The organism is Dysosmobacter acutus, from assembly GCF_018919205.1.
In the GTDB taxonomy this organism is placed as follows: Bacteria; Bacillota; Clostridia; order Oscillospirales; family Oscillospiraceae; genus Oscillibacter; species Oscillibacter acutus.
This window is the reverse complement of the sequence record NZ_JAHLQN010000001.1, coordinates 1,174,669-1,198,604: the sequence shown is the minus strand read 5'-3', so window position 1 is coordinate 1,198,604 and position 23,936 is coordinate 1,174,669. Positions and strand designations below refer to the sequence as shown.

At 54.6% G+C, this 23,936-nt stretch carries 21 protein-coding genes and 1 pseudogene; 2 read left to right on the top strand and 20 right to left on the bottom strand.

All coding sequences use genetic code 11. The annotated features are described in order from the left end of the window. Positions 1–85 precede the first annotated feature (85 nt). The 8 genes from rpoN to KQI82_RS05770 all read right to left on the bottom strand — a co-directional run bounded on the left by rpoN (position 86) and on the right by KQI82_RS05770 (position 8,758). Positions 86–1,453: an RNA polymerase factor sigma-54 gene (gene rpoN, locus KQI82_RS05805; RefSeq protein ID WP_216631919.1), complete on the bottom strand. Its 1,368-nt coding sequence runs from the start codon at positions 1,451–1,453 to the stop codon at positions 86–88. A gap of 203 nt (positions 1,454–1,656) precedes the next feature. Continuing rightward, positions 1,657–2,139 (bottom strand): hypothetical protein, encoded by a 483-nt coding sequence (locus KQI82_RS05800; protein ID WP_216631918.1) that lies wholly within the window; start codon positions 2,137–2,139, stop codon positions 1,657–1,659. A 47-nt stretch (positions 2,140–2,186) separates the two neighbouring features. Continuing rightward, positions 2,187–3,155 (bottom strand): D-2-hydroxyacid dehydrogenase, encoded by a 969-nt coding sequence (locus KQI82_RS05795; RefSeq protein WP_216631917.1) that lies wholly within the window; start codon positions 3,153–3,155, stop codon positions 2,187–2,189. Between the two features lie 101 nt (positions 3,156–3,256). Further along, the gene (locus KQI82_RS05790; protein WP_216631916.1) at positions 3,257–4,225 is read right to left on the bottom strand and encodes a hydroxyacid dehydrogenase; all 969 of its coding nucleotides are present in this window, start codon (positions 4,223–4,225) and stop codon (positions 3,257–3,259) included. A gap of 262 nt (positions 4,226–4,487) precedes the next feature. Next, the gene (locus KQI82_RS05785; RefSeq protein WP_216631915.1) at positions 4,488–5,885 is read right to left on the bottom strand and encodes an amidohydrolase; all 1,398 of its coding nucleotides are present in this window, start codon (positions 5,883–5,885) and stop codon (positions 4,488–4,490) included. A gap of 132 nt (positions 5,886–6,017) precedes the next feature. Continuing rightward, a complete protein-coding gene (gene dapA, locus KQI82_RS05780) occupies positions 6,018–6,941 on the bottom strand; it encodes a 4-hydroxy-tetrahydrodipicolinate synthase (protein WP_187332231.1) in 924 nt (307 codons plus the stop codon). Between the two features lie 30 nt (positions 6,942–6,971). Further along, the gene (locus KQI82_RS05775; protein WP_216631914.1) at positions 6,972–7,847 is read right to left on the bottom strand and encodes a dihydrodipicolinate synthase family protein; all 876 of its coding nucleotides are present in this window, start codon (positions 7,845–7,847) and stop codon (positions 6,972–6,974) included. A 194-nt stretch (positions 7,848–8,041) separates the two neighbouring features. After that, positions 8,042–8,758, bottom strand: a complete 717-nt coding sequence (locus KQI82_RS05770) for a FadR/GntR family transcriptional regulator (protein WP_216631913.1) — start codon at positions 8,756–8,758, stop codon at positions 8,042–8,044. 350 nt (positions 8,759–9,108) lie between these two features. Here KQI82_RS05770 and KQI82_RS05765 point away from each other — a divergent pair, with 350 nt between their 5' ends. After that, entirely contained in the window at positions 9,109–9,807 is a 699-nt protein-coding gene (locus KQI82_RS05765) for a FadR/GntR family transcriptional regulator (protein WP_216631912.1), read from the top strand. Between the two features lie 64 nt (positions 9,808–9,871). On the opposite strand, the gene KQI82_RS05760 is transcribed toward KQI82_RS05765, so the two are convergent. From KQI82_RS05760 to KQI82_RS05725, 8 genes and pseudogenes are all read right to left on the bottom strand, one after another. After that, positions 9,872–10,129 (bottom strand): TIGR03905 family TSCPD domain-containing protein, encoded by a 258-nt coding sequence (locus tag KQI82_RS05760; RefSeq protein ID WP_216631911.1) that lies wholly within the window; start codon positions 10,127–10,129, stop codon positions 9,872–9,874. Positions 10,130–10,240: 111 nt separating this feature from the next. Next, positions 10,241–10,993, bottom strand: a complete 753-nt coding sequence (gene spo0A / locus KQI82_RS05755) for a sporulation transcription factor Spo0A (RefSeq protein ID WP_216631910.1) — start codon at positions 10,991–10,993, stop codon at positions 10,241–10,243. Positions 10,994–11,220: 227 nt separating this feature from the next. After that, positions 11,221–11,367: pseudogene (locus KQI82_RS05750) on the bottom strand (SpoIVB peptidase S55 domain-containing protein); the annotation flags it as partial. A 69-nt stretch (positions 11,368–11,436) separates the two neighbouring features. Continuing rightward, the gene (locus tag KQI82_RS05745; RefSeq protein ID WP_216631909.1) at positions 11,437–13,038 is read right to left on the bottom strand and encodes a recombinase family protein; all 1,602 of its coding nucleotides are present in this window, start codon (positions 13,036–13,038) and stop codon (positions 11,437–11,439) included. Beyond that, a complete protein-coding gene (locus KQI82_RS05740; RefSeq protein ID WP_216631908.1) occupies positions 13,028–14,734 on the bottom strand; it encodes a recombinase family protein in 1,707 nt (568 codons plus the stop codon). The genes KQI82_RS05745 and KQI82_RS05740 overlap by 11 nt, the downstream gene beginning before the upstream one ends. A 1-nt stretch (position 14,735) precedes the next feature. Further along, positions 14,736–16,373: a recombinase family protein gene (locus KQI82_RS05735; RefSeq protein WP_216522310.1), complete on the bottom strand. Its 1,638-nt coding sequence runs from the start codon at positions 16,371–16,373 to the stop codon at positions 14,736–14,738. 151 nt (positions 16,374–16,524) lie between these two features. Next, positions 16,525–16,764 carry a DUF6870 family protein gene (locus tag KQI82_RS05730; RefSeq protein ID WP_216522324.1) on the bottom strand — a complete coding sequence of 80 codons (240 nt, stop codon included), beginning with the start codon at positions 16,762–16,764 and terminating at the stop codon, positions 16,525–16,527. A gap of 215 nt (positions 16,765–16,979) precedes the next feature. Further along, positions 16,980–17,468: a sigma factor-like helix-turn-helix DNA-binding protein gene (locus KQI82_RS05725; protein WP_216631907.1), complete on the bottom strand. Its 489-nt coding sequence runs from the start codon at positions 17,466–17,468 to the stop codon at positions 16,980–16,982. Between the two features lie 400 nt (positions 17,469–17,868). Here KQI82_RS05725 and KQI82_RS05720 point away from each other — a divergent pair, with 400 nt between their 5' ends. Beyond that, entirely contained in the window at positions 17,869–18,258 is a 390-nt protein-coding gene (locus tag KQI82_RS05720) for a helix-turn-helix transcriptional regulator (protein WP_216522307.1), read from the top strand. A gap of 165 nt (positions 18,259–18,423) precedes the next feature. Here the strand turns inward: KQI82_RS05720 and KQI82_RS05715 are convergent, their stop codons facing one another. From KQI82_RS05715 to KQI82_RS05700, 4 genes are all read right to left on the bottom strand, one after another. Then, complete coding sequence (locus KQI82_RS05715; RefSeq protein ID WP_216631906.1) at positions 18,424–19,527, bottom strand: hypothetical protein; 1,104 nt, start codon at positions 19,525–19,527, stop codon at positions 18,424–18,426. 14 nt (positions 19,528–19,541) lie between these two features. Beyond that, positions 19,542–20,894, bottom strand: a complete 1,353-nt coding sequence (locus tag KQI82_RS05710) for a TPM domain-containing protein (protein ID WP_216631905.1) — start codon at positions 20,892–20,894, stop codon at positions 19,542–19,544. A gap of 12 nt (positions 20,895–20,906) precedes the next feature. Then, entirely contained in the window at positions 20,907–22,046 is a 1,140-nt protein-coding gene (locus KQI82_RS05705; RefSeq protein WP_216631904.1) for an Rpo12/RPC10 RNA polymerase subunit family protein, read from the bottom strand. 102 nt (positions 22,047–22,148) lie between these two features. After that, entirely contained in the window at positions 22,149–23,894 is a 1,746-nt protein-coding gene (locus KQI82_RS05700) for a hypothetical protein (protein ID WP_216631903.1), read from the bottom strand. Positions 23,895–23,936 lie beyond the last annotated feature (42 nt).

The window sequence follows — 23,936 nt, the reverse complement described above, 5'->3', positions numbered from 1 at the left end:
TACTTGGAACAAAATTCTTTGTCAAATGATGATTGGAAAACATACTGTCCCCGCCGCGCATCTGAGCGCAGCGGGGACGGAGCCCTCATTTTTTTCGCCGGCAGGCCGGGGGAATCCCAAGCTCTCCACGGTATTTGGCCACCGTGCGGCGGGACAGGTGGATATTCATTCCGGCCAGGGCGGAGCTGAGCACCTCGTCGGACAGCGGCTTCTCCGGCGGCTCGGCGGCGATGAGCTTTTTGATCTGCAGCTTGGCGCTGGCGGAGGAGACTCCCGATCCCTCCTCGGACTGAAGGGAGGTGGTGAAGAGGCTGCGCAGGCTGACGATCCGGCTACCCACCTGGATGTACTTGTCCTTGACCGCCCGGCTCACGGTGGAAATATTTACCCCAAGCGTCTCCGCCACCTGGGCCATGGTCATGGGCCGCAGATCCTCGTCCCGGGTGAAAGCCCCCTCCTGAAGCCGGACGATCACATCTATGAGCCGGAACATGGTGTTCTGCCGCTCCTCCAGGCTGGAGATCAGCGTATTGGCTTCCGCCAGCTTCTCCTTCAGATAGAGATGGGCCTCTTTGGAATCGGCGCCCTCCAGCAGCGCACAGTTTTCCCGGCTGATGGAGACCTGAGGCAGCACCGTGCTGTTCATCTCAATGACTATGCCCCCCTCCGCGCCGCGGCGGACCGTTGCCTCCGGAATGGTGTACACGGTCCGGGAACCGGTGTAAAACCCGCTGGAGGGGATGGGGTTCAGGCTGCGGATGTCGGCCGCCGCCCGCTTGACGTCCGCTTTGCTGACACCCAACAGTCTGGAGAGGCCGTCCAGGTCGTTCTTGGCAAGCAGCGGCAGCCCGTCCCGCACCAGATGGATGTTCACCGCGTTGAAATGCTCTCCCTGCACCAGCTGCAGCAGAAGGCACTCGGAAAGGCTTCTGGCTCCCACGCCCGGCGGGTCCAGGCTCTGCACCACATAGAGGGCCTGCTCCAGCTCAAAGTGGTCGCAGCCCAAATCCTCCGACAGCTCGTTTAAAGGGCAGTCCAGATAGCCGGCGGAATTCAGACAGCCCACCAGATACTGGCACATGGCCTGCATGGCGTTGTCCAGCCCGGTCATCTGGCCCAGCTGGCTGTTGAGATAGTCGGTGAACGACTCGGGCTGCGAGGCAAAATTGGAAAAGTTCCGCTCCTCGCCGCCTCCGTTTTCCCAGATAATCTGCTCCCGGCGCTCAATTGGCAAGTCCCGCAGCTCTTCCCGGGCCACGGCGGCTTTTTGCAACTCCATCATCTCCTCGCCCAGAGGCGGGTCCTCCACCTCCAAAACCGGATTGGACATGGACGCCTCCTGAAGAAAGTCCCGCAGAGAAATGGCCGGGAGCTGAAGAATCTGGAGTGACTGTCGCATTTTCTGGGTCAGCGTGAGCCGATAAGTCTGGCTCAGACTCTGGTCAAGAATCACAAGGCTTCCCCCTCTATCGCATCTTTACGCGGCGGCTGAGCGCCGCGTCCGGCGCGGTTTTCCGTTTGCAAACGGTCTGTCCGTGGCTATTATACCAGTTTTCCCTTTATTTGAAAAGAACCAAGTTCGCTGTTGCGCCCTTTACCCCTCCGTGAGTATGCTTTAAAAAATCAGGCAGCCCCTCCGGAGCTGCCTGCCATCGTCTATTCCGCCGTCTGTCCACCGTCCTTGCGGCCAAACAGGATAAAAAGATACGGCGCCAGTCCGTCTAAAAACACGCCGGCCCACAAAAAATCCATACCCCCTGCCTTGAAAAGCAGCTGCGAGAGAAAATGGCTCCACTCAGAACTCTGGGATAGGTACCAGAGGGCGGTGCCCAGCGATTCCGTCATGCCGCCCGCCGCAAGCTCAAATGCCGCAAGGGCCAGTTGAAACGCGACAATGATCGTGGCGGAGAGGGCGATCTCCTTTCGCGTCATGGAGCGGAGAATCATCGCCCCCACAGATAGAGCGGCAAGGAAAACGATCCCATAGACAATGAGCTGCCGTGTCAGATCGATGGAGACGACTCCGTCGGGCAGCGTCACAACCGCAAGCCGCCCAAGCCAGCGGATGATCAGCTGGCGGGAGACCACCCCTGCCGCCGCGCAGTACGCAGGCACTCTCCACAGGGTATGCTTCCTCACCTTCATCTCACTTGCCCCAATCTGATTCTTTCACTTCAAAATTAAACTTACACCCCGTTGACCACGTTGATTGGCCGGCCCGCAAGATACGCCTTCACCGTCTCCACCGCGCAGTCCATGATCCGCTGGCGGCTCTCCTTCGGCGCCCAGGAGATGTGAGGCGTGATGATGCAGTTTCTTGCGCTGAGCAGGGGGTTGTCGTCGCGGATTGGCTCCGTGGACGCCACATCCAGCCCGGCGGCCGCCACCTTTCCGGAATTGAGCGCGTCCGCCAGGTCCTGTTCCACCACCAGCTGGCCGCGGCTGTTATTCAGCAAAATCACGCCGTCCTTCATTTTCCCAATGCTCTCCCGGTTGATGAGCCCTTCTGTCTCCGGGAACAGCGGACAGTGGAGGGAGATCACGTCGGAACGCCGAAGCAGCTCCTCCAGCTCCACGTACTCCGCGATCCCGGCCCCCTCCTCCGTGGGGCGGGAGCCGGCGGCCAGCACCTTCATGCCCAGGGCCTTTGCGATCCGGCCCGTGCGGCGGCCGATGCGGCCAAAGCCGATGATGCCCATGGTCTTCCCCTCCAGCTCGATGAGCGGATAGTCCCAGTAGCACCAGTCGGCGCTGCGGCTCCACCCGCCGGCGTGGACGGAGTCGCTGTGGGCCCCGATGTGATGGCAGATCTCCAGCAGCAGCGCAATGGCAAACTGCCCCACAGCGGCGGTGCCGTAAGCGGGCACGTTGGAGACCGGGATACCCTTCTGCGCCGCGTAGGCGCAATCCACCACATTGTAGCCCGTGGCCAGCACGCCGATCATCCCGATCCCGGGGCATCGGTCCAAAATCCGCCTGGTGATGGGGGTCTTATTGGTCAGCACAATCTCCGCGCCGCCGATGCGGCTGACCGTTTCCTCCTCATCCGTCAGGGAGGTGCGGTCATAGACCGTCAGGTCGCCCAGCCGCTCTAAGTCCCCCCAGCTCAGATCGCCCGGGTTCTCCGTATAACCGTCCAATACCACAAGTTTCATACTCTGCGCCTCCTTTGTCTCCTCCCACTATATCGGCCGTTCCGGGTAAAGTCAACAAAAAAGGAGCCGGAGTTTCCTCCGGCTCCCTATGTACGGGAGAATCAGATCTTGTTGGCGGGGCAGGTGGGCTTTTCGCCGTTGCAGACGCGCACCAGGTCGTTTGCCACGTTGGTGCAGCAGTTGATGACGGACTCCTCAGTGGTGGCCGCGGTGTGGGGGGTCAGAACCACGTTCTCCAGGGTCAGCAGCGGCATGCTGGACTCGCACAGGGGCTCGGGCTCGTAGACGTCCAGACCGGCGGCATACAGCGTGCCGTCCTGCAGGGCCTTCACCAGCTCCTCTTCCTTGATCAGGCCGCCGCGGGCCACGTTGATGAAGATGGCGCGCCGTTTCATCAGCTTGAACTGCTCCATGCCGATGGTCCGCTCGGTGGCGGGCATTAGAGGCAGGTGCACGCTGATGAAATCGCCATTTTTATAGATCTCCTCAGCGCTGTCCTTCAGCTCAATGGCCAGATCGCCCAGCTGCTCCTGGGTGATATAGGGATCGTAGCCGATGACCTTCATGCCCATGCCGATGGCCTTGGTGGCCACCAGGCGGGAGATGCGGCCGCAGCCGATCAGGCCCAGGGTCTTGCCCTGAATCTCAAAGGTGTTCTCCAGACCCATGCGGACCCAGAAGTTGCCCTTGTGGAACTCGCGGTCCACGTAGTTGAAGCGGCGTGCGGTCATCAGCATCAGCATGATGGCGTGCTCTGCCACAGCGTTGGCGTTGCCTGCGGGGAAGAACACCACCTGAATCTTCTTCTCGGTGGCATAGTCCATGTCGATGTTATCCAGGCCGGCGCCCTGCTTGCCGATGCCCTTGAGGTTGCGGCAAGTGTCCATCATCGCCTTGGTGACGGGCTCCGTACGGCACATGATCACGTCGGGCTGGAACTCCTCCAGCTCCCGCACGTAGACCTCTTCGCTGATCTCGGAGGCGGTTTTCACCTCAAAGTCATTGCTCTCAAAGATATCCGTTGCCACACGGCTCAAATGGTTGGTATAGTATACCTTAAACTTGCTCATAAATCGTTCCCCCTACAATTTAAAATTGTAATAAAAATTTTTCTATAGGCCGCATTCCGATTGAAAATCATCTTGCAAAATCCGCTGTTTTTTTCTATTTTGCAGGAACAAATTCATTATATCAATGTATTTGCAGATTAGCAAGCGAATTATTCTCACTTTTGTGAGAAAATCAGGGGGAATTTTCGTGCAGATTGCTGTTTTTCAGAAAGAATGACAGAAAAATTACAATTGCAATATCTCTGTCATTTTTTTCACGAGTTTATCTGTTGAGATTGTGAAAGGCCGGACAGGGCTCCCGGAGCACCCTGTTGCAGGCCGCCTCCCCCTCCCGGGCCAGGGCCCGCTCGTCCACGCCGGTGAGCGTTCCGTCTTTCCAGACCGCCCGGCCGTTGACCATGGTCAGCTTGGTGTAGCCGGTGACCCCCGCGCGGGGCAGCAGGTTCTTAGGATCGTGGAGTGTACCGGTCAGCTCCAGCGTGCCCGCGTCGATCAGGAACAAATCCGCCGCCTTTCCCTCCTCCAAAGAGCCCAGATCGCTGCGGCCCAGTGTCTTAGCGCCGTTGACCGTGGCGATCTTCAGCATCTCATAGGGGGTAACGCAGCCGCGGCGCTCCTTGCTGTGGAAGGCCTGCATCATCCAAGCTATGCGCATGGCGTCCAAGAGGCTGGAGCCGTCGTTGGTGGCGCTGCCGTCGCAGCCCAGGCTGACGCAGACACCTAACTCCTGCAATTTTTGCAGGGGCAGAATGGGGAAGCCACCCAGGACGGCGGGCGTGGGACAGTGGGAGATGGCCATTCCGGCGGAGCCCAGATAGGCATATTCCTCCTCCGTCAGCTCCCAGGCATGGGCCAGCCATACGTCTTCGCCCACGAACCCGATGTCCCTGCACCAGTCCAGCGTGCGCTTTCCGTAGCGCTCCACCATGATCTCATTTTCCCCCTCGCCCAGGTGGGTGTGCATCCGGAGTCCCCGCTTGCGGGCAAAGTCCACGGTTTCAGAAAAGGTCTCCTGGTAGCAGTTGATGGGCTGGCAGGGGGCCATGACGATCTGGGACATGGAGAAGGGGTTGGGGTCGTGGTAAAGCCTGGCCAGCCGGTCGCAGTCCTCCAGAAACTCGTCCGTGGTCTCCAGCATACGTTCGGGGATGGAGCCGCCCTTGTCCCGGGGCAGCGTGTCAGTACCCCGGCCCGCGTGGTAGCGGATGCCAAGGAGCTTCGCCGCCTCCATCTGGCGGTCCACAGGCCGGTTTCCCGTGGCCTTTGTGTAGCAGTATTGATGGTCAAAGGCGCAGGTGCAGCCGTGCTTCACCAGATCCGCCATGGCGGTCAGGGAGGAGTAGTAGATCACCTCGTCGTCAATGACCTGGAATATCCGGTAGATCTGATCGATCCAGTCGGGCACCGTCATATTGGGGTAGTCGATGGTCCTCAGGTTCCGGACAAAGGTCTGGAAGAAATGGTGGTGGGTGTTGATGAGGCCCGGGTAGACAAAGCAGTCCGTGGCGTCGATGACCTCGTCACAGGGGTCTTCTATATTCCGGCCGATCTTCACAATCTGCGGCCCCCGCACCAGCAGATCTCCATGGTCATATACATGGTCCTCCGCGTCGCAGGTCACAATTGCCAGAGCGTTGCGGATGAGAATGGTCTTGTCCATCTTTGCTGCACTCCTCTCTTTTTCCTCAGTATACTACAGGCCGTCAACGCTGTAAAATGCTTTTTGTATATAAAATACGCGACCGGCGGTAAAGGCCGCCGGCCGCAATGAGGAAACATGTTGGATTGAATCTTAGTTGAGCTTGCCGATCTCCTTGAGGATGCCAAGGGTGACCTTCATCTCCTCTTCGGTGGCGGGAGCCAGCGGGCTGCGCGCGGGCCCAAGCTTGATGCCGGTCACAGCCTCGATGGCCGGACGCAGGATGGAGTTGGGCAGGATGCGGCCGTTCTGGCCGGTGGACTTGCAGAACCGGTAGATGGGCACAAACAGCTCCTTGGCCTTCTCGTTGTCGCCTTCCGCAAAGGCCTTGAAGATGGCGCGGATCTCATGGCCGAAGATGTGGGCTCCGCCGGACACCAGGCCCATGGCGCCCTGCACGATGGTGGGCAGCAGCATCACGTCGTCGCCGTTGTAGATGGCAAAGTCGGGGTCCACATCCGCCGTGGCCAAGAAGAAATCCGTCACCTGAGTGGGGTTGATTCCCGCCTCGTCCTTGATGCCGATGATGTTGGGGATGGACGCCAGGCGCCGCACCGTCTCCGCCTCCAGGTTCACGCCCACAAAGATGGGGATGTTGTAGAGCATGATGTTAGCCTTGGTGCTCTCAGCCAGGGTCTTGAAGTGGTTGTAGAGGCCCTCCTGGGTGGGCTTGTTGTAGAACGGGCACACCACCAGGCAGGTCTCGATGCCAAGCTCCACCGCCTTGTTGGTCAGAGCAACCGTCTCCTTGGTGGAGGCGCAGCCGGTGCCGGCGATCACAGGCTTGCGGCCTGCGGCGGCCTTCACCGCGGTCTCCATCAGCTTCACGCGCTCGTCAAAGGTCAAAAGGCTTGCCTCGCCAGTGGTGCCGGTGACGATCAGGGAGTCGCACAGGTCCTTCTCGATCAGGTACTCGATCAGCTCCGCGTACTTGCCGTAATCCACATCCTCGTTGGCGTCATACGGCGTGATCAGCGGCAGCAGAATCTGCCCATACTTTGCTACAAACTTGTTCATGTAATCTATCCTCCAAATTTAATATTGATCTCAGTTTTCAAAGGCCTCGCGGATGGCCTTTTTCTCTTCCTCGGGCAGGTATGTAATGGGGCTTCGGCAGTACCCGCAGTCGCGGCCCAGCACCTTCAGGGCATACTTCAAGCGGATGGGGAACTGATTGCCGCCCAACACCTGCCACTTCTTATAGAGGGACGCCTGAATGGCCAGGCCCTTGGCATGGTCGCCGTTTTGCGCGCATTCCCACATCTCCACGCACTCTTTGGGGAACACGGCCAGAATGGCGCTGATGGCGCCGGCGGCGCCAAAGTTGAAGCAGGAGTAAATCATATCGTCGGTGGCGGCGTACACCCGGCCATGGGTGCCAACCTCCATCAGATCGGCATACAGCGCGGCGATGCCGCCCACGCTCTGCTTGATGCCCATGACGTAGTCCGTCTCATTGAGCAGGCGGTGGAACAGGTCCGGATAAATGGTATTCTGAGGGATGACATTGTAGATGATGATGGGCAGCTGCACCTCTTTGGAAATGGTGCTGTAGAAGTCAAACATGCCCTCCGCGTTGGGAACCAGCACATTGTAGGCGGTGGGAGTCACCATGATGGCGTCGGCTCCGGCGGCTTTCGCAATCAATCCCGTGCGCACGGCGTCCCTTGTGCACATCCGCATGACGCCGCAGACCAGCGTCTGATCCGGACCCACATACTCCCGGCCGATCTTCAGCATCCGCTCCAGCTCCTCGTCCCGCAGCGTGGGACCCTCGCCGGTGCTTCCGCCAACGCTCAGGCCGTGGGAGCCCGCTTTCATGCAGTATTCCATCTCGCGGCGCAGAATGCTCTCGTTGATCTCTCCGTTCTCGTCAAAAGGAGTGACAATGGGAGGGATGCAGCCCTCAAATTTTTTAACCACGTTTCTTTTCCTCCTTCAAGGCCAACCGTCATCATACAATTACAGTCGGATTGTATGATGTGTGACTGTCTGATTCGTTTATACACCCAATCCGGTTCGCCGTCAATACTTTTCTGCCAAAAAACGGGTGTATCCAGGCCCTTTTGGCCAAATCCGTTTGATCTTCCAAAAACGCAAAAAATTTTTGGACAAAATCACAGGTTGACCACCGGCTTCTGTTCCTTCTCATGGATAAGCTCCATATCCATGGAGGTGATCTCAAGGTGCTTTTGCATCTCCTCCACCGCCTGGGCGGCGTTCCTGGTCTGGAAGCAGAAGAGGATCCGCTCGTGGGGCTCCACCGCGTTGACGTAGACGTCTTTGTTGGTAAAGGAATCCCCCCGGTAGATCCGGAAAGACTCCAGCAGCTGCTTGTTGATGTTGATAAGCAGCTGGTTGCGGGTAAAACCGATGATCTTGGTGTGGAACAGCTCATCCAACATAATCATGCGCACCAGGTCCTGGCTTCTCACCGCCCCGGCAAAAGACTCCTCCACCTGGGCCAGCTCCCGAACCTGCTTGACAGAGGCCCGCTCCACGCTCAGCCGCACCGCCAATGTCTCGATGGCCATGCGCACTTCCATGAAGTCGTAAAATTTGGCGTCCTCCACATCGTACCAGGATTTGACGTCGGAGGTCCGCTCTTCGCTGTTGGCCACAAAAGCGCCCTTGCCCGGCTTTAAGTCCACATAGCCCAAGGCCTGGAGCACCCGGATGGCCTCCCGGACGCTGGTGCGGCTGACCTGAAACAGCTCGCACAGCTTGGCCTCAGTGGGCAGCTTCTCCCCCACCTGGCACTGGCCGGAGGTAATCATCTCTTTCATATGGCCAACCACCTCGTCGGTGATCGATATTCTGCGAATCTCCTTCATGGGACACCTCCACAACTCTGGTCCTGCGTTCCTGTCCACGCGTTTCAGGACGCCTTTATATCGTATGATATCATACATTGTAACAGATGTTTGCCTGCCCGTAAATACCAATTTTAAGAATTCTGCATTTCGATCATCTTTTGCACAGAAGAACGGCTTTCGGCCCCTTTTTCTGTGTTCAGCGGGCACAGCATGCCTTTTCTTTGGGCAAAACTCACTATTTTTATCTTCTCTTTTATATCAGTTTGCTAAACATTCTAAAAAACATTTACTTATTTTGTACATTATGTTATTTTAATACAAGAGTTTTTGAGACCAGTTTGTCTGATGTCCTGCAAAGGAGGCTTCCCATGAAAGAAATTCACAGAATCTCCATTACGGATGCGGTTGTTGACAGCATCAAGGAGATGATCGAATCCGGCGAATATCCCATCGGGGAAAAGCTGCCCACCGAAACCAGCCTGTGCGACATGCTGAAGGTCAGCCGCACCAGCGTCCGGGAGGCCGTCCGGGTGCTCCAGGCCCTGGGCTATGTGGACTTAAAGCCGGGCAAGGGCGCTTTTGTGGCCAACTACAGCGCCGTTACCCACACGGACAATTGGTACGATGTGGAGGACGCCAAGTTTTACGACTTCATGGAAGTGCGCATGGCCATCGAGACATTGTCCGTCCGTCTGAGCGTGGAGCGGGCCTCTGCCAAGCAGGTCCATGAGCTGGAGGAAATCCACCAGTCCTTTCTGGAGGCCAACGAATCCAAGGACTTGGTGCGGTTGATTATGTTGGATGAGCTGTTCCACACCAAGATCATCAGTTTTACCCGCAACCAGCTGCTCATCAACATCAACAAGCAGCTGCTGGAGTGTTTTCGGGTTTATCGGGGTGACTCCTTTACCAACAAAGACGTCTACGTCAACGCGGTGGAACCCCACGAGCGGATCCTCTTCTGCTTTCAGACCAGGAATGCCGCCCAGGCCGTACAGGAGATGCGCAGCCACCTTGAGATTACCTCACGGGACATGGAGGCCATCCATAACAGCCATACCCATTGAACAAACAAAAGGTCTCACCCCAAAGGGTGAGACCTTTTTGTCAAATACAAAGCTTACGCGGAAATCATTTTCCTTCTTTTTCCAGTGCTTGCTCTATCGCCCTGGACAGCTGATCCGGGCAGGAGGTTTTTTTAAAGCCGCAGCGAATCCCCTGGAGCCGATCCACAGCTTCCCGGGCGCTCATGCCAGTGACCAGACGGCTGATCCCCTGAAGATTTCCGTTGCAGCCGCCCAAAACCTCCACGTTGCGGATGATTCCATCCTCTAACTCCACCTTCATCAGCTGGGAGCAGACGCCGCTGGGCCGATACGTATATACCATGTCGCAGTTCCTTCCTTTTTCCTTTACTCAGCAGGGAAAGAATAGCACAAAAACATGTTCTGCACAAGAGGTGGATGAAGAAAAAACGGAGGGCAAACGCCCTCCGTTTCATTAAGCTTTTCTGCTCTTGCGCTGAAGCACAAGGCGGTCGGCAATCATGGCAATGAATTCACTGTTGGTCGGCTTACCCTTTGTGTTGGAGACCGTGTATCCGAAGAATTTTTGCAGCGTCTCCAGATCGCCCCGATCCCAGGCCACTTCAATTGCGTGGCGGATGGCTCTTTCCACCCGGGACGGCGTAGTGCTGTAGCGTCTTGCCACCTCAGGATACAGCACCTTGGTCACGGCGTTGATGACGTCCATATCGTCCACCGCGATCATGATGGCTTCGCGCAGATACTGATATCCTTTGATGTGCGCTGGCACGCCGATTTCGTGGATGATGGCGGTCACCTTGTCCTCCAGTCCCGGAGCGTGGGTCCCCTCCTCCATGGCCTGCTCCTCGCAGGCGCCGCGCATTCTGTCCAGCAGGGATTCCATCTCACAGGGCTTCGGCAAAAAATAAGCCACACCTAACTCGGCGGCCTCTGCAACGGTGTGCTCATTGAAAAATGCGGAAACCAAAATCGTTTTCGGCGCCTCGGGAAGGGCGTTGATCCGCTTCACCAGCCCGAACCCATCCAGTCCGGGCAGCACCACGTCCACTAAAACAAGCTGCGGTTTTTTCTCCTCTATTAAATTGAGTGCTTCCAGACCGTCTCCGGCGGAACCCACTACAGAAAACTCTCCTGAATTTTCAATAGCGCTCTGCATCAATGCGCGGTATTCTTCGCTGGCATCTGCCAACACAACCTTTTTCTCCATTATTTAACCCTGTCCTCTTCCATTCATTTTTCAGTCCCTTGAATTTGACATTGGACTCTGCTTTGCGACGGATTCATGAAGCTTCATGCGGCCTTGTATATAAATTATCATAATCGGACAGGATTTTCAACCTAAAATTGTAAACAATTTCCATGATATTTCGACGTTTTTTGCAAAAACTACCCAAAATGCAGTATATTGTGTCTATCTTTTACAACAACCGCAATTTAGGAGACTTCCTCCGCGGATTCCCCGTAAGCCTGATGCATCATGTTCTGAATAAAGATGCCATAGCCCCGGGTGGGATCGTTCAAAAGGACGTGGGTGACGGCCCCCACAATCTTTCCATCCTGAAGGACCGGGCTGCCGCTCATGGTTGATGTCAATATGGGACAACTAAACTTTCTCAAAAAATTATCGAAATCACGCAAAGTAGATCAAATTCATGCACTTTCTGATGGCATTGAAATTTCAGTGCTTTTTTGCTCTACGATCTCATCCCGAAAGTTCCACTCGATCCGCATCCTGTTTTCAGGGAAAATCACGATTTGCCGGATCAGTTCCTTCATCACCGCCGGTGTAAGCTCCGCTATTCCGCGATATTGCGTCTGCTCTCTAAGCAAGTGTATTTCATTTTGCGCAGCGCCGTCAAGGCTTTTCAGTTCCTCCAGCCGCGTCTGCAAAAGGCTGATCTGTAGCGCAATGTCATTTTGATTCAGGCTCACTTCCTCTTTTTGCGACAGAAACATCTCTTTCGACAATTCCCCTTCAGCATACTGTTCGTACAGCTTCAGCTTTTCACGTTCCACCTGTTCCATAAGTTTCCGGCAGCGTTCGATTTCCTGCAGAAAAAACACTTTGTCCTTTCCGGCCTTTCGTTTCTGTTCATCTAATCTTTTTACTTTGGCATCAAACAATTCGCATTGCGTCCGAATGGCTCGCAGCAGGACTTCCTGCAATTTCCGGTCATCCATGCGCACCTGTTCGCAGGAGGTATCTCTCGTATACCTTGCAGAGGAACAAAGCCATGTTTTGTTGGCCTCTTTCCCTTTTGCCAGCCGGTTTCCGCAGCAGCCGCACACCAGATAGGAAGACAGCGGATTTCTCCTGCCATTTGTCGGCTTTCTCGGCGCCACGCCTTTGATCACCTTATGCGCCAAATAGTAGTCCGAGCGGGAAATGATGGCATCATGCGTTTCCGGAATGACCTGCCGCAGCTCTTCCGGGATCACGCGAACTCTCTTGCTCCCTACTCTCATCACATGGGATTTGAACACCTCCGTATCGCCGGTGTAAATGCGATTTCCGAGAATATTCCGTACCGAGTCATAGGTCCAAAAGGCTCTTGTCTTGTATCTCCCCCGCACATCCGCCAGATAGACGGAAGGTGTCTGCACATGATCCTCATTCAAGGTCAACGCAATTTGCGAAACAGACTTTCCCGAAGTCGCCAGCGAAAAGATATGGCGAACGATCTCAGCCGCCGGCTCATCTATCACAATGGTATTATGCCGCTCCCCCTTTTTATAGCCATAGGGAACCGCCCCAAACGCATATTCGCCGTTGTATTTCTTCATGTCCACAACGCTTTTGATCTTGCGGGAAATATCATGGCTGTACATTTGGTTGACAAGGTTGCGGATCGCAAGATCGAGTCCGCCGGTGTCTTCCCCCAGTTCCTCGCTGTCGAAGCCGTCGTTAACAGAAATGAAGCGTACTCCTCTGGACGGAAACTCGATCTCAAGATAATAGCCGGCTTCCAGATAGTTTCTTGCAAAACGTGATAGGTCGCGAACGATGACCGTTCTTACCTGGTTTCTTTTTATCATCGCCAGCAAACGCCTCATCCCGGGACGGTCAAGGCTCGTTCCGGAGTAGCCGTCATCTACGATTTCTTCGAAGTTGCTGCCTAACTCCGGCCTATCGTGCAGGTATTGCTCCACACAGGCTCTTTGTGACGAAATACTGTTGCTCTCGCGCTTATCCTCCTCATCTTCCTCAGATAATCTGAAGTACATGATATCCTTTTGCATCTCAAACGGCATGGCGTTCCTCCGTATACAGGTCCATATAAGCGTATAGAGGCTGGCACGGATCTGCATAATTCAGTTCGATCTTCACGCTCCTGTCCTGAAAAACCTTGATTTCTCGAATCAACAGATCGATCATAGGGCGGTCGATCACAGGGATCTTCTGATAGCGTTTCACCTCCGCAAGCCACTGCTCCGCACTACGAAGCTGCATTTCCGCTACCTTCATAGTTTCCCGAAGTGCAATTTCTTCTGACTGAATCTGCGCATACTGTTCATTGTAGCGCCGTTTTATATACTCATACTCATCCCTGGTAATCAATCCGGTCGTCAGGTCGTGCAGAAGCTGCTCCAGTTTGTTTTCGATATTTTGCCGTTTGACGCGCAGACTCACCTGCTTTTTTGTCTGTGCACTCTTAGCGGCCTTGATTGTCGGCATTTTCTGTACATCTGCAAGCATTTTCCCAAAATCAACAGCGATCCTGACCTGCTGATCGAGGGTATGCTGAATCGCATGAAACAGGGTCTCCTGTCGGATATAGTGACTGCTGCATTGGGTATGATTTGACTTCTTATAGGTACTGCAATCAAAAAACACTCTGCTCCCGCTTTTTGCTCCGGGTCGGGCGCAGCCCTTGGCCGCAGTGAGCAGATGCCCGCATTCTCCGCACACAACCTTTCCTCGAAACAGACTTCTGTGATCCACTGTCACCTCATTGCACGCCCCATAGCGCTCTCTTTTTGCCAATTCCTCCTGATTGATGCGCTGAATCTTCTCAAAAAGTTCCCGTTCCACAATGGCCGGATGTGCATTTTCAATGATCTGCCAACTTTCCTCCGGCCTTTGCGTCTTATTCCGTCCGATTTTATCCCGCTTGATTTTTCCGTGGATCCGGTATCCCAGATACACCCTATCGGTCGCAATTTTTCTTATTGTTTTGGGAAGCCACAGCGCATCCCGATACTTTTCGGATTTTGTAAGTCCGCGCTCATAGCGCAATCTCCCGGGACTCGGCACGCCGTCCGCATTGAGCGTTCGGGCTATTTCGTTGAAAGCACGCCCATCAGCCCGCATGGTAAAAATGCGTTTCACAACATCAGCGGCTTCTGAGTCAATATCATAGGTGTTTTCTTTCACATTCCTCAAATAGCCGTATGGGATACTGCCTGCGGCCGGCAGGAATTCTCCGCTGTTCATTTTTGCCGAAATTCCGCTCCTGATCTTTCGTGAGATGTCTCTGGCATAACTGTCATTCATCACCATTTTCAGCGGCAGCATCAGAAGGTCGGTGTCTGCCTCTTCCCTGATGCTGTCATAGCCATCATTGATGCAGATCAGGCGGACACCCATATTGGGCAAAATGCGTTCTACATACTCGCTGGTGCTCACAAATTCTCTCCCAAAGCGGGAAATATCCTTCACGATAATACAGTTGATCTTTCCCCGTTCCACATCCTCCATCATGCGCTGAAAATCCGGCCGGTCATAATTCATACCCGAGTAGCCGTTATCAAAATAGTGCTCCACAATTACAATGTCATCACGGCCCATCGCATAATGCGCAGCGATCTTTCTCTGATTTCCAATGGAATTGCGCTCGATATCATCGCCGTCTTCCACCGAAAGGCGGCCGTACTGTGCGGCTTGATAGGCTGCCTGCTCCGGCACATCCGCCTGCACAGGATCCGTATATCTGCTCTTTCTTGCCATCTCAGCCCACCGCCTGTTCCAACTGCTTCAAAAGCTCCTGATCGTATGCGATCTCATCCCGGTAGTTGAATTCGATTTTGAGCCGTTTATCTTCATAGACATATATCTTATCGACAAGTGTAACCGCCATTTCCCTTGTCAACGATTTTTCCGCTCGATATTGCGCGAACTGTTCGACCCATGTGCGGTTTCCGGGACGCTCATCGGCAACTCCGGCCCGCTCCTCCATGATTTTTTCAAGCGATGCCTTTGTCTTCTCGATCATTCCCGTGTATTTTTTTCGCATCCCATCATATTCATCACGATCGATCAGTTTCTCATGGAATGCTTCCAGAAGCTTCATACGAAAATCCTGATAATTTTCGATCTCCCTCTCCTTTTCCGCAACCATCGTGTCCAGCCTTTTCAGTTTTATCGCCATAAGATTCCCGTGTTCGGTCTCAGTAAGCAGCTTGTCCATTTCAACAACTATTTCAATTTGCTTTTGAATGGCATGGCACACGATCCGCTCCAGAGCGCTCTGAGAAAAGCTGTGACTACTGCACTCCTTTGTCCGCTTATTTGAGGAACACACATAATAGTAAAATGCGTGCTCTCCTCTTTTCACCACGCGACGGCACATCGCCCGCATACAATCCGCGCAGAACACGATCCCGCTGAGTGGCTGGACCGTTTCCTCCTCGGGTGACTTTCTGGTATCACGCTGCAGCATCCGCTGAACCAATTCAAACATCATCTCATCAACGATCGGCTCATGATTATGGGGGACCACAGACCACTTGCTTTCATCGCGCAGCCGCATCTGCTTGATTTTATAATTTGGTGTTCCACGCTTTCCCTGGATCAGCGTCCCCATATAAATCTCATTGGTTAAAATCCGACGGATCGTCATCGGTCCCCATTCGCTTATGCTCCCATTTTGAAACCCGCTTTTGTAGCGGCTGCCCATCTGCTTTTTGTACTGCGATGGAGACAGCACCCCGTTTTCATTCAGGTGATCCGCGATCGTCTGCGCACTATACCCCTTGATCTTCAGTTGGAAAATCCCCCGAACCACTTCCGCAGCATATTCATCGGGGATCAGCTTGTGTTTGTCTCGGGGATCTTTCAAGTACCCATAGCTCACAAAGGAACCGACATATTCTCCCCTGCTCCGCTGTACCTCAAATTGTCTGCGCAGCTTACGGGACAGTTCACGGCAATACGCCTCGTTCATGATATTCTTGACCGGGATAATAATATCGTCTCCGGCCCGCTCACGCTCACTGTCAACGTCATCATTGATGGAAATGAATCTTACGCCCATCGCCGGGAATACCCGCTCCAAATACTTGCCCGTTTCGATATACTCGCGTCCCAGACGGGAAAGGTCTTTGACAATGACGCAGTTGGCCCTCTTTTCCCTGATCGCCCGCATAACTGCCTGAAAACCGGGCCGCTCATAATTTGTTCCGGTAAAGCCGTCATCCTCTTGTTCATCCACCAGAAGGATCTCAGGGTGGCGGGATAAATACTCCCGAACTAACTTACGCTGATTGGCAATGCTCTCGCTGTCATTGCTCTTGGCGTATTTGGAAAGTCGATAATATGCAACGGCTTCATATACCGTTCCTTCATTTTGGCACAAAAAATCAGCCATAAAACAAACCTCCTTCAAAAGCTTCAGGAAAGTCGTTTCTGGCTGTTATCCTATTTGGCGGTTTCCGCCGTTCTTCATTGACAATGCTATTATGACGGAAATCCTGTTCTTTGTCAACAGATCTGAAGAATTGCCATCACTTTCCTGTCCCTTAACCCAAACTGCTCACATAGGACTTTAATCGGTCTTGCAGGCTGACCTGCGTATCCGCATATCCGATCGCAACCACAACGCCGTCATCTACATAGCAATACGGGTTGCCGATCTGGTCGATATAGCTTTTGATGCGTTCCTTGCATGGCAGCGTGGTATCGATCACAACATTGCGAATATCACAAAGCGCTGCTCTGTCCGCTTTTCTGACGTCAAAGTTCTCTCCACCGTCCATCATCTGCACCTCCCTGATACAGCCATTTTCCCCAACCAGAAGCAAAATTATTCCAGACCCGGATCGCACTTTTATGCGTGGTCTATTCCGTACAAATTACAAAAGGAGATGCCTCCATTCACTGGGGGCATCTCCTTTTTGTCATCCTAATCATACCACAGCGCCATATGACACTTCAAGTACATCGGCTTAGACATTTTTAGGACATTTTCAAAAAATCAGACGCGAAACTGATCGGAATAGGCATACATCTCCGCAAGATTTTCGATGGCAGTACGCTTGATCCGGTCGATGGTGCGGTAGGTCAAGCCAAAGCTGGCAGCAACTTCCTTCGTGGGAATTCCGTCCACAAACACCAGACGAATCACCTCAGCCTGCCGCTTATCCAATAGGCCAATAAAATATGTCAGGCGTCTCTGCTCACATTCCAAGGCAAACAGTTCCTTTGCAATTTCGTGTGCTGACTCTGCATTCATGCGTTCCGCCTGTTCTTCGTAATTGAGTGCAATGTAGAGGGTCTTATTGGAAATATGTCCCGCACTATGGTCAAGACCATCGCCATGTCCGAAGTTCATGGCTTCGATCTGTTCTGACCTGCTTACTTTGGCCGGGTGCTCCAGATTATACCGAAGTACCGCGATTTTGCGCGCTCTCTCGTTATAACTCTCCAACAGCATCAAAACGTATTTACTCATTTCCGTACTCATAGCAATTTCCTTTCTATCATAAATTTTTGGACGCCATGAGTATTGGCGGCGGAGACCGGCAGCGGATCTGTTGACTTTTCTGGGGTATAAAACACAAGTTGCCTTCGCAGGTATCATAACCTGCAAAGGCAACTTGATGTAATATGGAGTTTCTCCAACCGAACAAATATGCGGGGTGTGTATCTAAGTTCTTGCCAATATGCTGAATAAATTCATGTGCAAAGCCCGTAGTACACGACTTGCTGTAAGGAAGCTGTATATGCTGCTGCACGCCGCATTCTACAAGGATAGCATAAGGAGCCTCCTTTTCGTATATGAGTTATAACACACCTCTATATGTCGAATTAAAGCATTCATAGTCGTTTGCCTGCATTATAAGATTACGCTGAGGTGAGTTATAATGCAGGAAGTGAAGGCTAACCTGGGCAGGGTTGTTCGTACAGCACGCAAGCGAAAAGGAATCACACAAGATCATCTTGCTGAAGAGGTAGGGATTCAAACGCGGACAGTTCTGGAAATCGAAAATGGCAGAGGCAATCCTCGATTTGAAAATCTTTTTGCAATGGTTCGTGTTTTGGATATTGCCCCCAACGATATCTTTAATTTTGACCAGAGTTTATCCGAAGATTCTGAGTTGTTTCTTCAGGAACTGTCTGCTTTCAGCAAAGTTGAACAACAAATTGCTGTGGCTGCAGCCAGAGCAGTACTTCGACAGTTCCACCACGATGAAAATTCTGCAGTTTCCGATGATGACCACATGATGCATCCGGAAGAGAGCAGAAGTGGTTAGAGAATATGATCTGGCTCACTCGGATAGCAAGCCAAGAAAAATATACAGCGCAGCGTTCGGGTGAAATCCGTCCGCTGCGCTGTATGCGCATCGAGCTGCAACATTATGTCAGCGGCTTACATATTCATCTATAAGATTGATTTAGCAGACTAAATGAAAGGGGACTCAGCCATAGCTCCGCGTCAGATCAATGGAGTCCGTATCGTCCGGCAGGAAGGGAACCCCTTCGCCGCTGCGCGAACGCTGGAAATGCATCTCCTCGCCGGAGGGGGAGATGAGGATCGGGAAACTGCCGCTGAGGGAGCTGCCGACGCCGGCGGAGAGATCCAGCCGCAGGCAGTCATCCTCCATGCGCCACACGCCGGAAAAGACCCGTGTCAGCTCTGTATTGTCTTCAAAGCGGTGGTAGAGCTCGGCGATCCCGGCATAGTCAGGGTCGCAGTCGCCGTAGTGCAGGCTCATCAGCCAGTCATCACAGACCCAGGTGGTGTCTGCCAGACCCATATCCGTAGGCGGCAGCCACCAGTCGTCGCCCGCCGGCTCCCAATCCTCGGGATAGTCAAGACCTGTGATAGCGCCAAAAATTCCAAAATCCATCAGCATGGGGGCGTAGTTCACACCGGTGGGCACGACGGGGCAGCCGGACTCATCGGTCAGCGGATACCATTTCACCTCCAGGCCGTTGTTGGTCACAAGGTTGACCTCCGTGTCCGGCTCATCTGGCCACTCCTCATAATTCACGAATACCAGCACAGGCTGCGCGTATTCTTCCCGATAGAGAACCTCGTCCGCCACCGGCCACACGCCGTTGCCCTGTGACTCCCAGGTCACATGATTTACAGCGAGACTGGTGCTCTCGTCCCGGGGGACGATGCAGTAGAGTTTGCCGCTCTCTCCGCCGAGTACGCGCTCCGCTGGGATCTCCAGCAGAAACGGCAGCTCGGAAACAAGATCACCGCTGTTTTCGAGCAGCCACTCCGTCATCGACGATCTGTCGTTTGGCTCGCGCTGACCAAGGTAAGCCACCGCGCCGGCCAACTGGTCATCCTCTGCCATACACGCCCGCAGCAGGACAAGTCCCGCCTCCGCTTTCTCTGGATCGCCCTTTGGTTCAGACACATTGCCCTTGCCGCCGGAAAGCGCCCCTGTCATGCCGCTGCCGCCTTCTGTCTCGGGCGGCTCGGTCCCTCCGCCGCAGGCAGTCAGGCTCAGCGCAAATACCAGGCAGAGAAGCGCCGGAAGGAACCTGCGCAGGAACAAATGCTTCATCGTCCGCCTCCTTCTTAAAACTTTCCGCTGCGGCCACTGCCGCCGCCTCCGCTGCAGCTGCTGGTACCAGAGCTGCTGCTGTCATCGCTGCTGGAAATCTTGCTGCGAACCTCGGTGGTGTGGGTATAGCGGTCATACTGCTTGCTCAGCTGCAAGCCGCCCGGTGCAACATACTCGTTTGCCTCGACTTTCTGATGTACGGTTTTCATGCTGCGCTTTAAGAACAGACAAATCGCGCCGGACAAGAGGCAGGAGGCTACAACGGCAATCGCAATCAGCAGTGCCGGACTTTCCCGCACGGGTTTTCCTGCGTCAGCCCGGGTCAAGTACTCGTCGCAAGTGCTCAGATAATTGGAAACGCCGCCATACCAGTCATCTTCCTTGAAGTTGCCCAGGAATGCCTTTTCCAATTTTTCCTGACCGTAGCTGTTAAAGGCGGTTTCCGCATACGTACCGTAAACAAACATGGCGTAATCCCGCTCCGCCATGCTCAGCAGAATGATAATGCCGTCCCGGTCATCGCCCACACCCAGTTGATCTCCGTGGTAGAGCTGATACGTGGTTTTGTAAACACCGCCGCCGTCGCTGTACACGGTGTAATCATCTACAAACGCAACGTAGACGCCGCAATGATGGCGCAGGGAAATTTCCTTTGCCTGTGCCTCCAGCTCCGCCCGCTGGGTATCGGTGAGCATGTGGCTGTGGTCGAACACATAGCTCATGCTCTCGCTTTTCAAGGTCCGGGGCACATTTGGCACCGCCGTGGTGGGCGTTGCCGCCGGCTCCGGGTCCGGTTCCGTCTCGCTGGGCGGGCAATTCGCGTTGATATACTCCGTCACGGCATTCATCATGGCATCGGTGGCTTGAATCAGTGCCGTTCCGCTCATGGTCACGTCTTCCCCGTTCCATGCCCGCTCCGCCATGTAAGGTGCCACCGCATCATATACGGTATCCGCCAAATCCTGCGCGCTGCCCCGGGTCTGGCTCAAAAAGGTATAAATGCTCCAATCGTCTTCTGCCAGTGCATAGGTTCCGTCCGGCTGCGCCCGCATCAGCAGCGTCAGGGAAACGCCGTCCCGGTTCTCGCCCCAACCATAGCCGCTGTTTTCATAGACGTATTCCGCAATGTCCATGACGTCGGTATCTGCGGATACGTCCTCATCGGTAAATACGTCAATCCGCAGGTCCATCTGCAATTTTTCCGAAAGCTCCGGCAGGGCATGCTCGCCCATGTAATCCAGCTCCACGGAGCCAAGGGAATCGGTCTCGTCATAAATCACACCGTATTCCGACACCGCCATGGCAGGAACACACAGTGTCAGCGCCAACAGGAGCGCCATCAGCAAAGCTGTGAATTTCTTGTTCATGTCCGCCCCTCCTTATCGCAGCATCAGCACTGAGACAATCGTTCCCAAAATCGACAGCGGTGCGGCAATGGCGGCAAACAGCCCCCAAAACCGTCCCCAACTCATGGGAAGGTCGCCCACCAGTTTTCCGGTCTGTCCGTTCATGGCAAAGGTAAAGTCCTTGCCGTGCCACTTCGTGTTCAGCATCCACACCGGCATCAAGGCATAATGCACCTTGCCGCGCTGTAGACTGGAGCTGCCGCCGGTTTGAATGCAGGTATCATAACCTCTCACGCTGCTCCGCAGCGCTGCGTCCAAGGTTCCCTGACAGCGCTGATCCGCCCGCTCCCGGCTCTGCTCCACGGTGACGTCGAATTTATCCGCCAAATACCCGGGAAGATAGGCCGTGGAGAAGGGTTTCAGCTTTTTGTAGTCATAGGGTTCGATAGAATCCATGTGGTCATCCGGCATTTTACTGGACGCATCCACCGGAACCTTTTCAAAAGTCACTCTGCCGGCGCGGTAAACGTCAAAATGTCTTGTCTCCGTGATTTCATAATCCCCGGAGGTGTAGGTGCGGGAGCGGGTTGCCTGATAATGGGCATCGCCCTCCGCCTCGCCGTCAAACATCCAGAACGGAACATAAATGCCCTGAATTTTCTGAATATGGTTTTCGTTGGTGAAACTCTTGGGCAGGAAAATTTTTCCCGCGCAGTGCTCTTTCAGCGCCTTGACGGCGTCCTCTTTGCTGTACTTGAAGGGGATAATGAAATCCGGTTTCAGCTGACCGGCAAACTGCCCCGGCACCACCGTGGGGTTGCCGCAATAGGGGCAGGATGTTGCCGCCGTGCTCTCATCGCAGATGAGCTCCGCGCCGCAGCTGGGGCAGCTGTACGCTTTCATGTGCGCGCCCTCCTCGCCCCAGTCGTCACTGAAGCCGGAGGTATCCCAATCGCCGCCGTCGGCGGACGCTTTCTTCTGCTCCGCGGCCTTTTCTTCAGCCGCCTGCTGCGCCGCCGCGGCCTTCTCTTCTTTCTCCGCGTAGAGCGCCTCGATCTCCGCAACGTCGTAACTCGCACCGCAGTATTCGCACTCCAGCTTACCGGAAGCGCCTACGAAGTGCAGCGGACCGGTGCAGCCGGGGCATTGATAGTTGGTTACCTGTGTTGGCATAGATGGTTCCACCTCTTTCTTTTTCTCACAAGAAAGCGCCCGCCCGCGCTGCGGGCGGGCGCCGTTTGATACGCTGTGGTCAGGCAAAATATACCGATGACCTTACTTGATCGTCATGCCGCTGAGGATAACGTCGGGCATCGTACCCGGAACGCAGTCAATATCTGTCAGTCCGATGGACAGCGCACGCCCATCGTCGATCTGCGCGACGTACTCGATCCAGTCGTAGCCGATGCGCTTGTAGGTGCGGCCCTTGAAGGTGATACCGCCGATCACGCGATCATCGATATCCTGATAGTTTTCAAAGCTGTCCTTGTAGTAGTCGAAGTCCTCCACATTGGCTCTTACCTCGAATCTGATGGCACCCGCGCCGAAGGCTGTGGGATCGTCGTTTTCCACAAGGCACTTCTTTCCCTCGTCATACGACCAGCCGGACTCAGGGATCTTCGTCGTGATCTTGACCGCGACATCATCGTGCGCGAACTGCGTGACGGTTACGGAGAAGTCCTTCATCTTGGTGTTTGCGGTGGCGGCCTTATTCACCTCAGCCGCCTCAGCCTTCACGGTGTCAAGATACTTTTCAATCGCCTCCTTGCCGGAGAAGCCGCTGGTGTTGAAGGCGCTGACCTTATAAACGCCCGGTTCCTCCTCGGCGAAGTTGACGTAGACGTAGTGGCTGGGATCGTCCTTCGAGACCCACTTGTAGTAGCGTTGGTTCCTCTTCATGTGGTCGCTGTACTCTTCCTTGACGAACTCACCCTCCACGCCGAAGTAATCGACGAGGTCTTCGTAGGTGCTGTCAAAAATATTGTTATTGACCTCGTTCATCCACACGTAGCCCTTCTGCACCGCTTCCTCGCTCACAAGGCCGGTACCGCTGGGCGCATTTGAATTGCCGCTCGGCGCTGTGGACTTCGTATCGCCGCTGCTTGCCGGGGCGTCCGCGCCGATGGCGTCCGGCATGGACTTGCCCGCCTTGATGAGGGGCAGATACCAGTCGTCGTAGGACTTGGGGCGAGAATCCTCATCCGCGTCGTCCCAGTAGGTTCCCCACGGGCGCAGATAGATTTCGTAGTAGAACTCATCGTCGCCGTTTTCGTAGTAGCCGTCGATGCAGATGAGATCATCCCGATCCGCCAGGCCGGGGTCAACGATCCAGTCCGCGTGCTCGATAGCGATATCCGTGAACTGGCCGTCCTCAGAGGTCATCGTGCCGTGCTCGCCGGTACCGGCGCTGCTCAGGGTGACATTCACCTTCGCCATGAGGCTGTCTCTTGAGTAGTCCTCATCCCAGAGGCGGACGACGCCGGTCTTATCTGCGCCGATGTCAATATTGCCGCAGATATCCCACCAGTCGCCCTCCATGTCCTCGTAATAGCCCGAGCAGCCGGTCATCTTCCACCAGCCGTACCAGTCGCCGTTCCACCAGTCCAGCAGCGTATCACCGGTCTTTTCCGGCGAGGAGTCGGCATCTTCCTTCTCGTAGAGGGTGTAAACCTCGTTGCCCCAGAGATCGTCGAGCATGATGCAGCCGTCCTGTAAAAGGCCATTGCTTTCCAAACCGTCGCGCTTGAGCGTCAAAGCGCCGTCGCTTTCGAGCGACCACTTGATGTCGGTCGCCTCGCCGCCCAGACAGAACACGCCCTTGCCGTCGCTCTTGAGCTCGATATAGCACTCGCCGTCATAGAGGTCAGCTAAGGAATACCAGCTGTCGCCGTCGCTGGAGAACTCTGTGCCGATGTATTTGCCGAGGTTGGGGTCAGCGGATTTCCCGCCGTCCTTGCCGCCGCAGGCGGTAAGGGAGAGCACCAGCACCAATGCCAGTGCAAGAGAAACGATCTTTTTCATAGTAAACTCCTTATCATCGATCCTGTGGTTCCGCGATCTGCG

Coding starts and splice junctions, on each gene's coding strand:
- KQI82_RS05705 (WP_216631904.1), bottom strand. CDS start 22,046: ATGCCAACACAGGTAACCAACTATCAATGCCCCGGCTGCACCGGTCCG.
- KQI82_RS05715 (WP_216631906.1), bottom strand. CDS start 19,527: ATGAAGCATTTGTTCCTGCGCAGGTTCCTTCCGGCGCTTCTCTGCCTG.
- KQI82_RS05700 (WP_216631903.1), bottom strand. CDS start 23,894: ATGAAAAAGATCGTTTCTCTTGCACTGGCATTGGTGCTGGTGCTCTCC.
- KQI82_RS05770 (WP_216631913.1), bottom strand. CDS start 8,758: ATGAAGGAGATTCGCAGAATATCGATCACCGACGAGGTGGTTGGCCAT.
- KQI82_RS05735 (WP_216522310.1), bottom strand. CDS start 16,373: ATGGCTGATTTTTTGTGCCAAAATGAAGGAACGGTATATGAAGCCGTT.
- KQI82_RS05745 (WP_216631909.1), bottom strand. CDS start 13,038: ATGCCGTTTGAGATGCAAAAGGATATCATGTACTTCAGATTATCTGAG.
- KQI82_RS05710 (WP_216631905.1), bottom strand. CDS start 20,894: ATGAACAAGAAATTCACAGCTTTGCTGATGGCGCTCCTGTTGGCGCTG.
- KQI82_RS05730 (WP_216522324.1), bottom strand. CDS start 16,764: ATGATGGACGGTGGAGAGAACTTTGACGTCAGAAAAGCGGACAGAGCA.
- KQI82_RS05725 (WP_216631907.1), bottom strand. CDS start 17,468: ATGAGTACGGAAATGAGTAAATACGTTTTGATGCTGTTGGAGAGTTAT.
- KQI82_RS05765 (WP_216631912.1), top strand. CDS start 9,109: ATGAAAGAAATTCACAGAATCTCCATTACGGATGCGGTTGTTGACAGC.
- KQI82_RS05790 (WP_216631916.1), bottom strand. CDS start 4,225: ATGAGCAAGTTTAAGGTATACTATACCAACCATTTGAGCCGTGTGGCA.
- spo0A (WP_216631910.1), bottom strand. CDS start 10,993: ATGGAGAAAAAGGTTGTGTTGGCAGATGCCAGCGAAGAATACCGCGCA.
- KQI82_RS05720 (WP_216522307.1), top strand. CDS start 17,869: ATGCAGGAAGTGAAGGCTAACCTGGGCAGGGTTGTTCGTACAGCACGC.
- dapA (WP_187332231.1), bottom strand. CDS start 6,941: ATGAACAAGTTTGTAGCAAAGTATGGGCAGATTCTGCTGCCGCTGATC.
- KQI82_RS05760 (WP_216631911.1), bottom strand. CDS start 10,129: ATGGTATATACGTATCGGCCCAGCGGCGTCTGCTCCCAGCTGATGAAG.
- KQI82_RS05785 (WP_216631915.1), bottom strand. CDS start 5,885: ATGGACAAGACCATTCTCATCCGCAACGCTCTGGCAATTGTGACCTGC.
- KQI82_RS05740 (WP_216631908.1), bottom strand. CDS start 14,734: ATGGCAAGAAAGAGCAGATATACGGATCCTGTGCAGGCGGATGTGCCG.
- KQI82_RS05795 (WP_216631917.1), bottom strand. CDS start 3,155: ATGAAACTTGTGGTATTGGACGGTTATACGGAGAACCCGGGCGATCTG.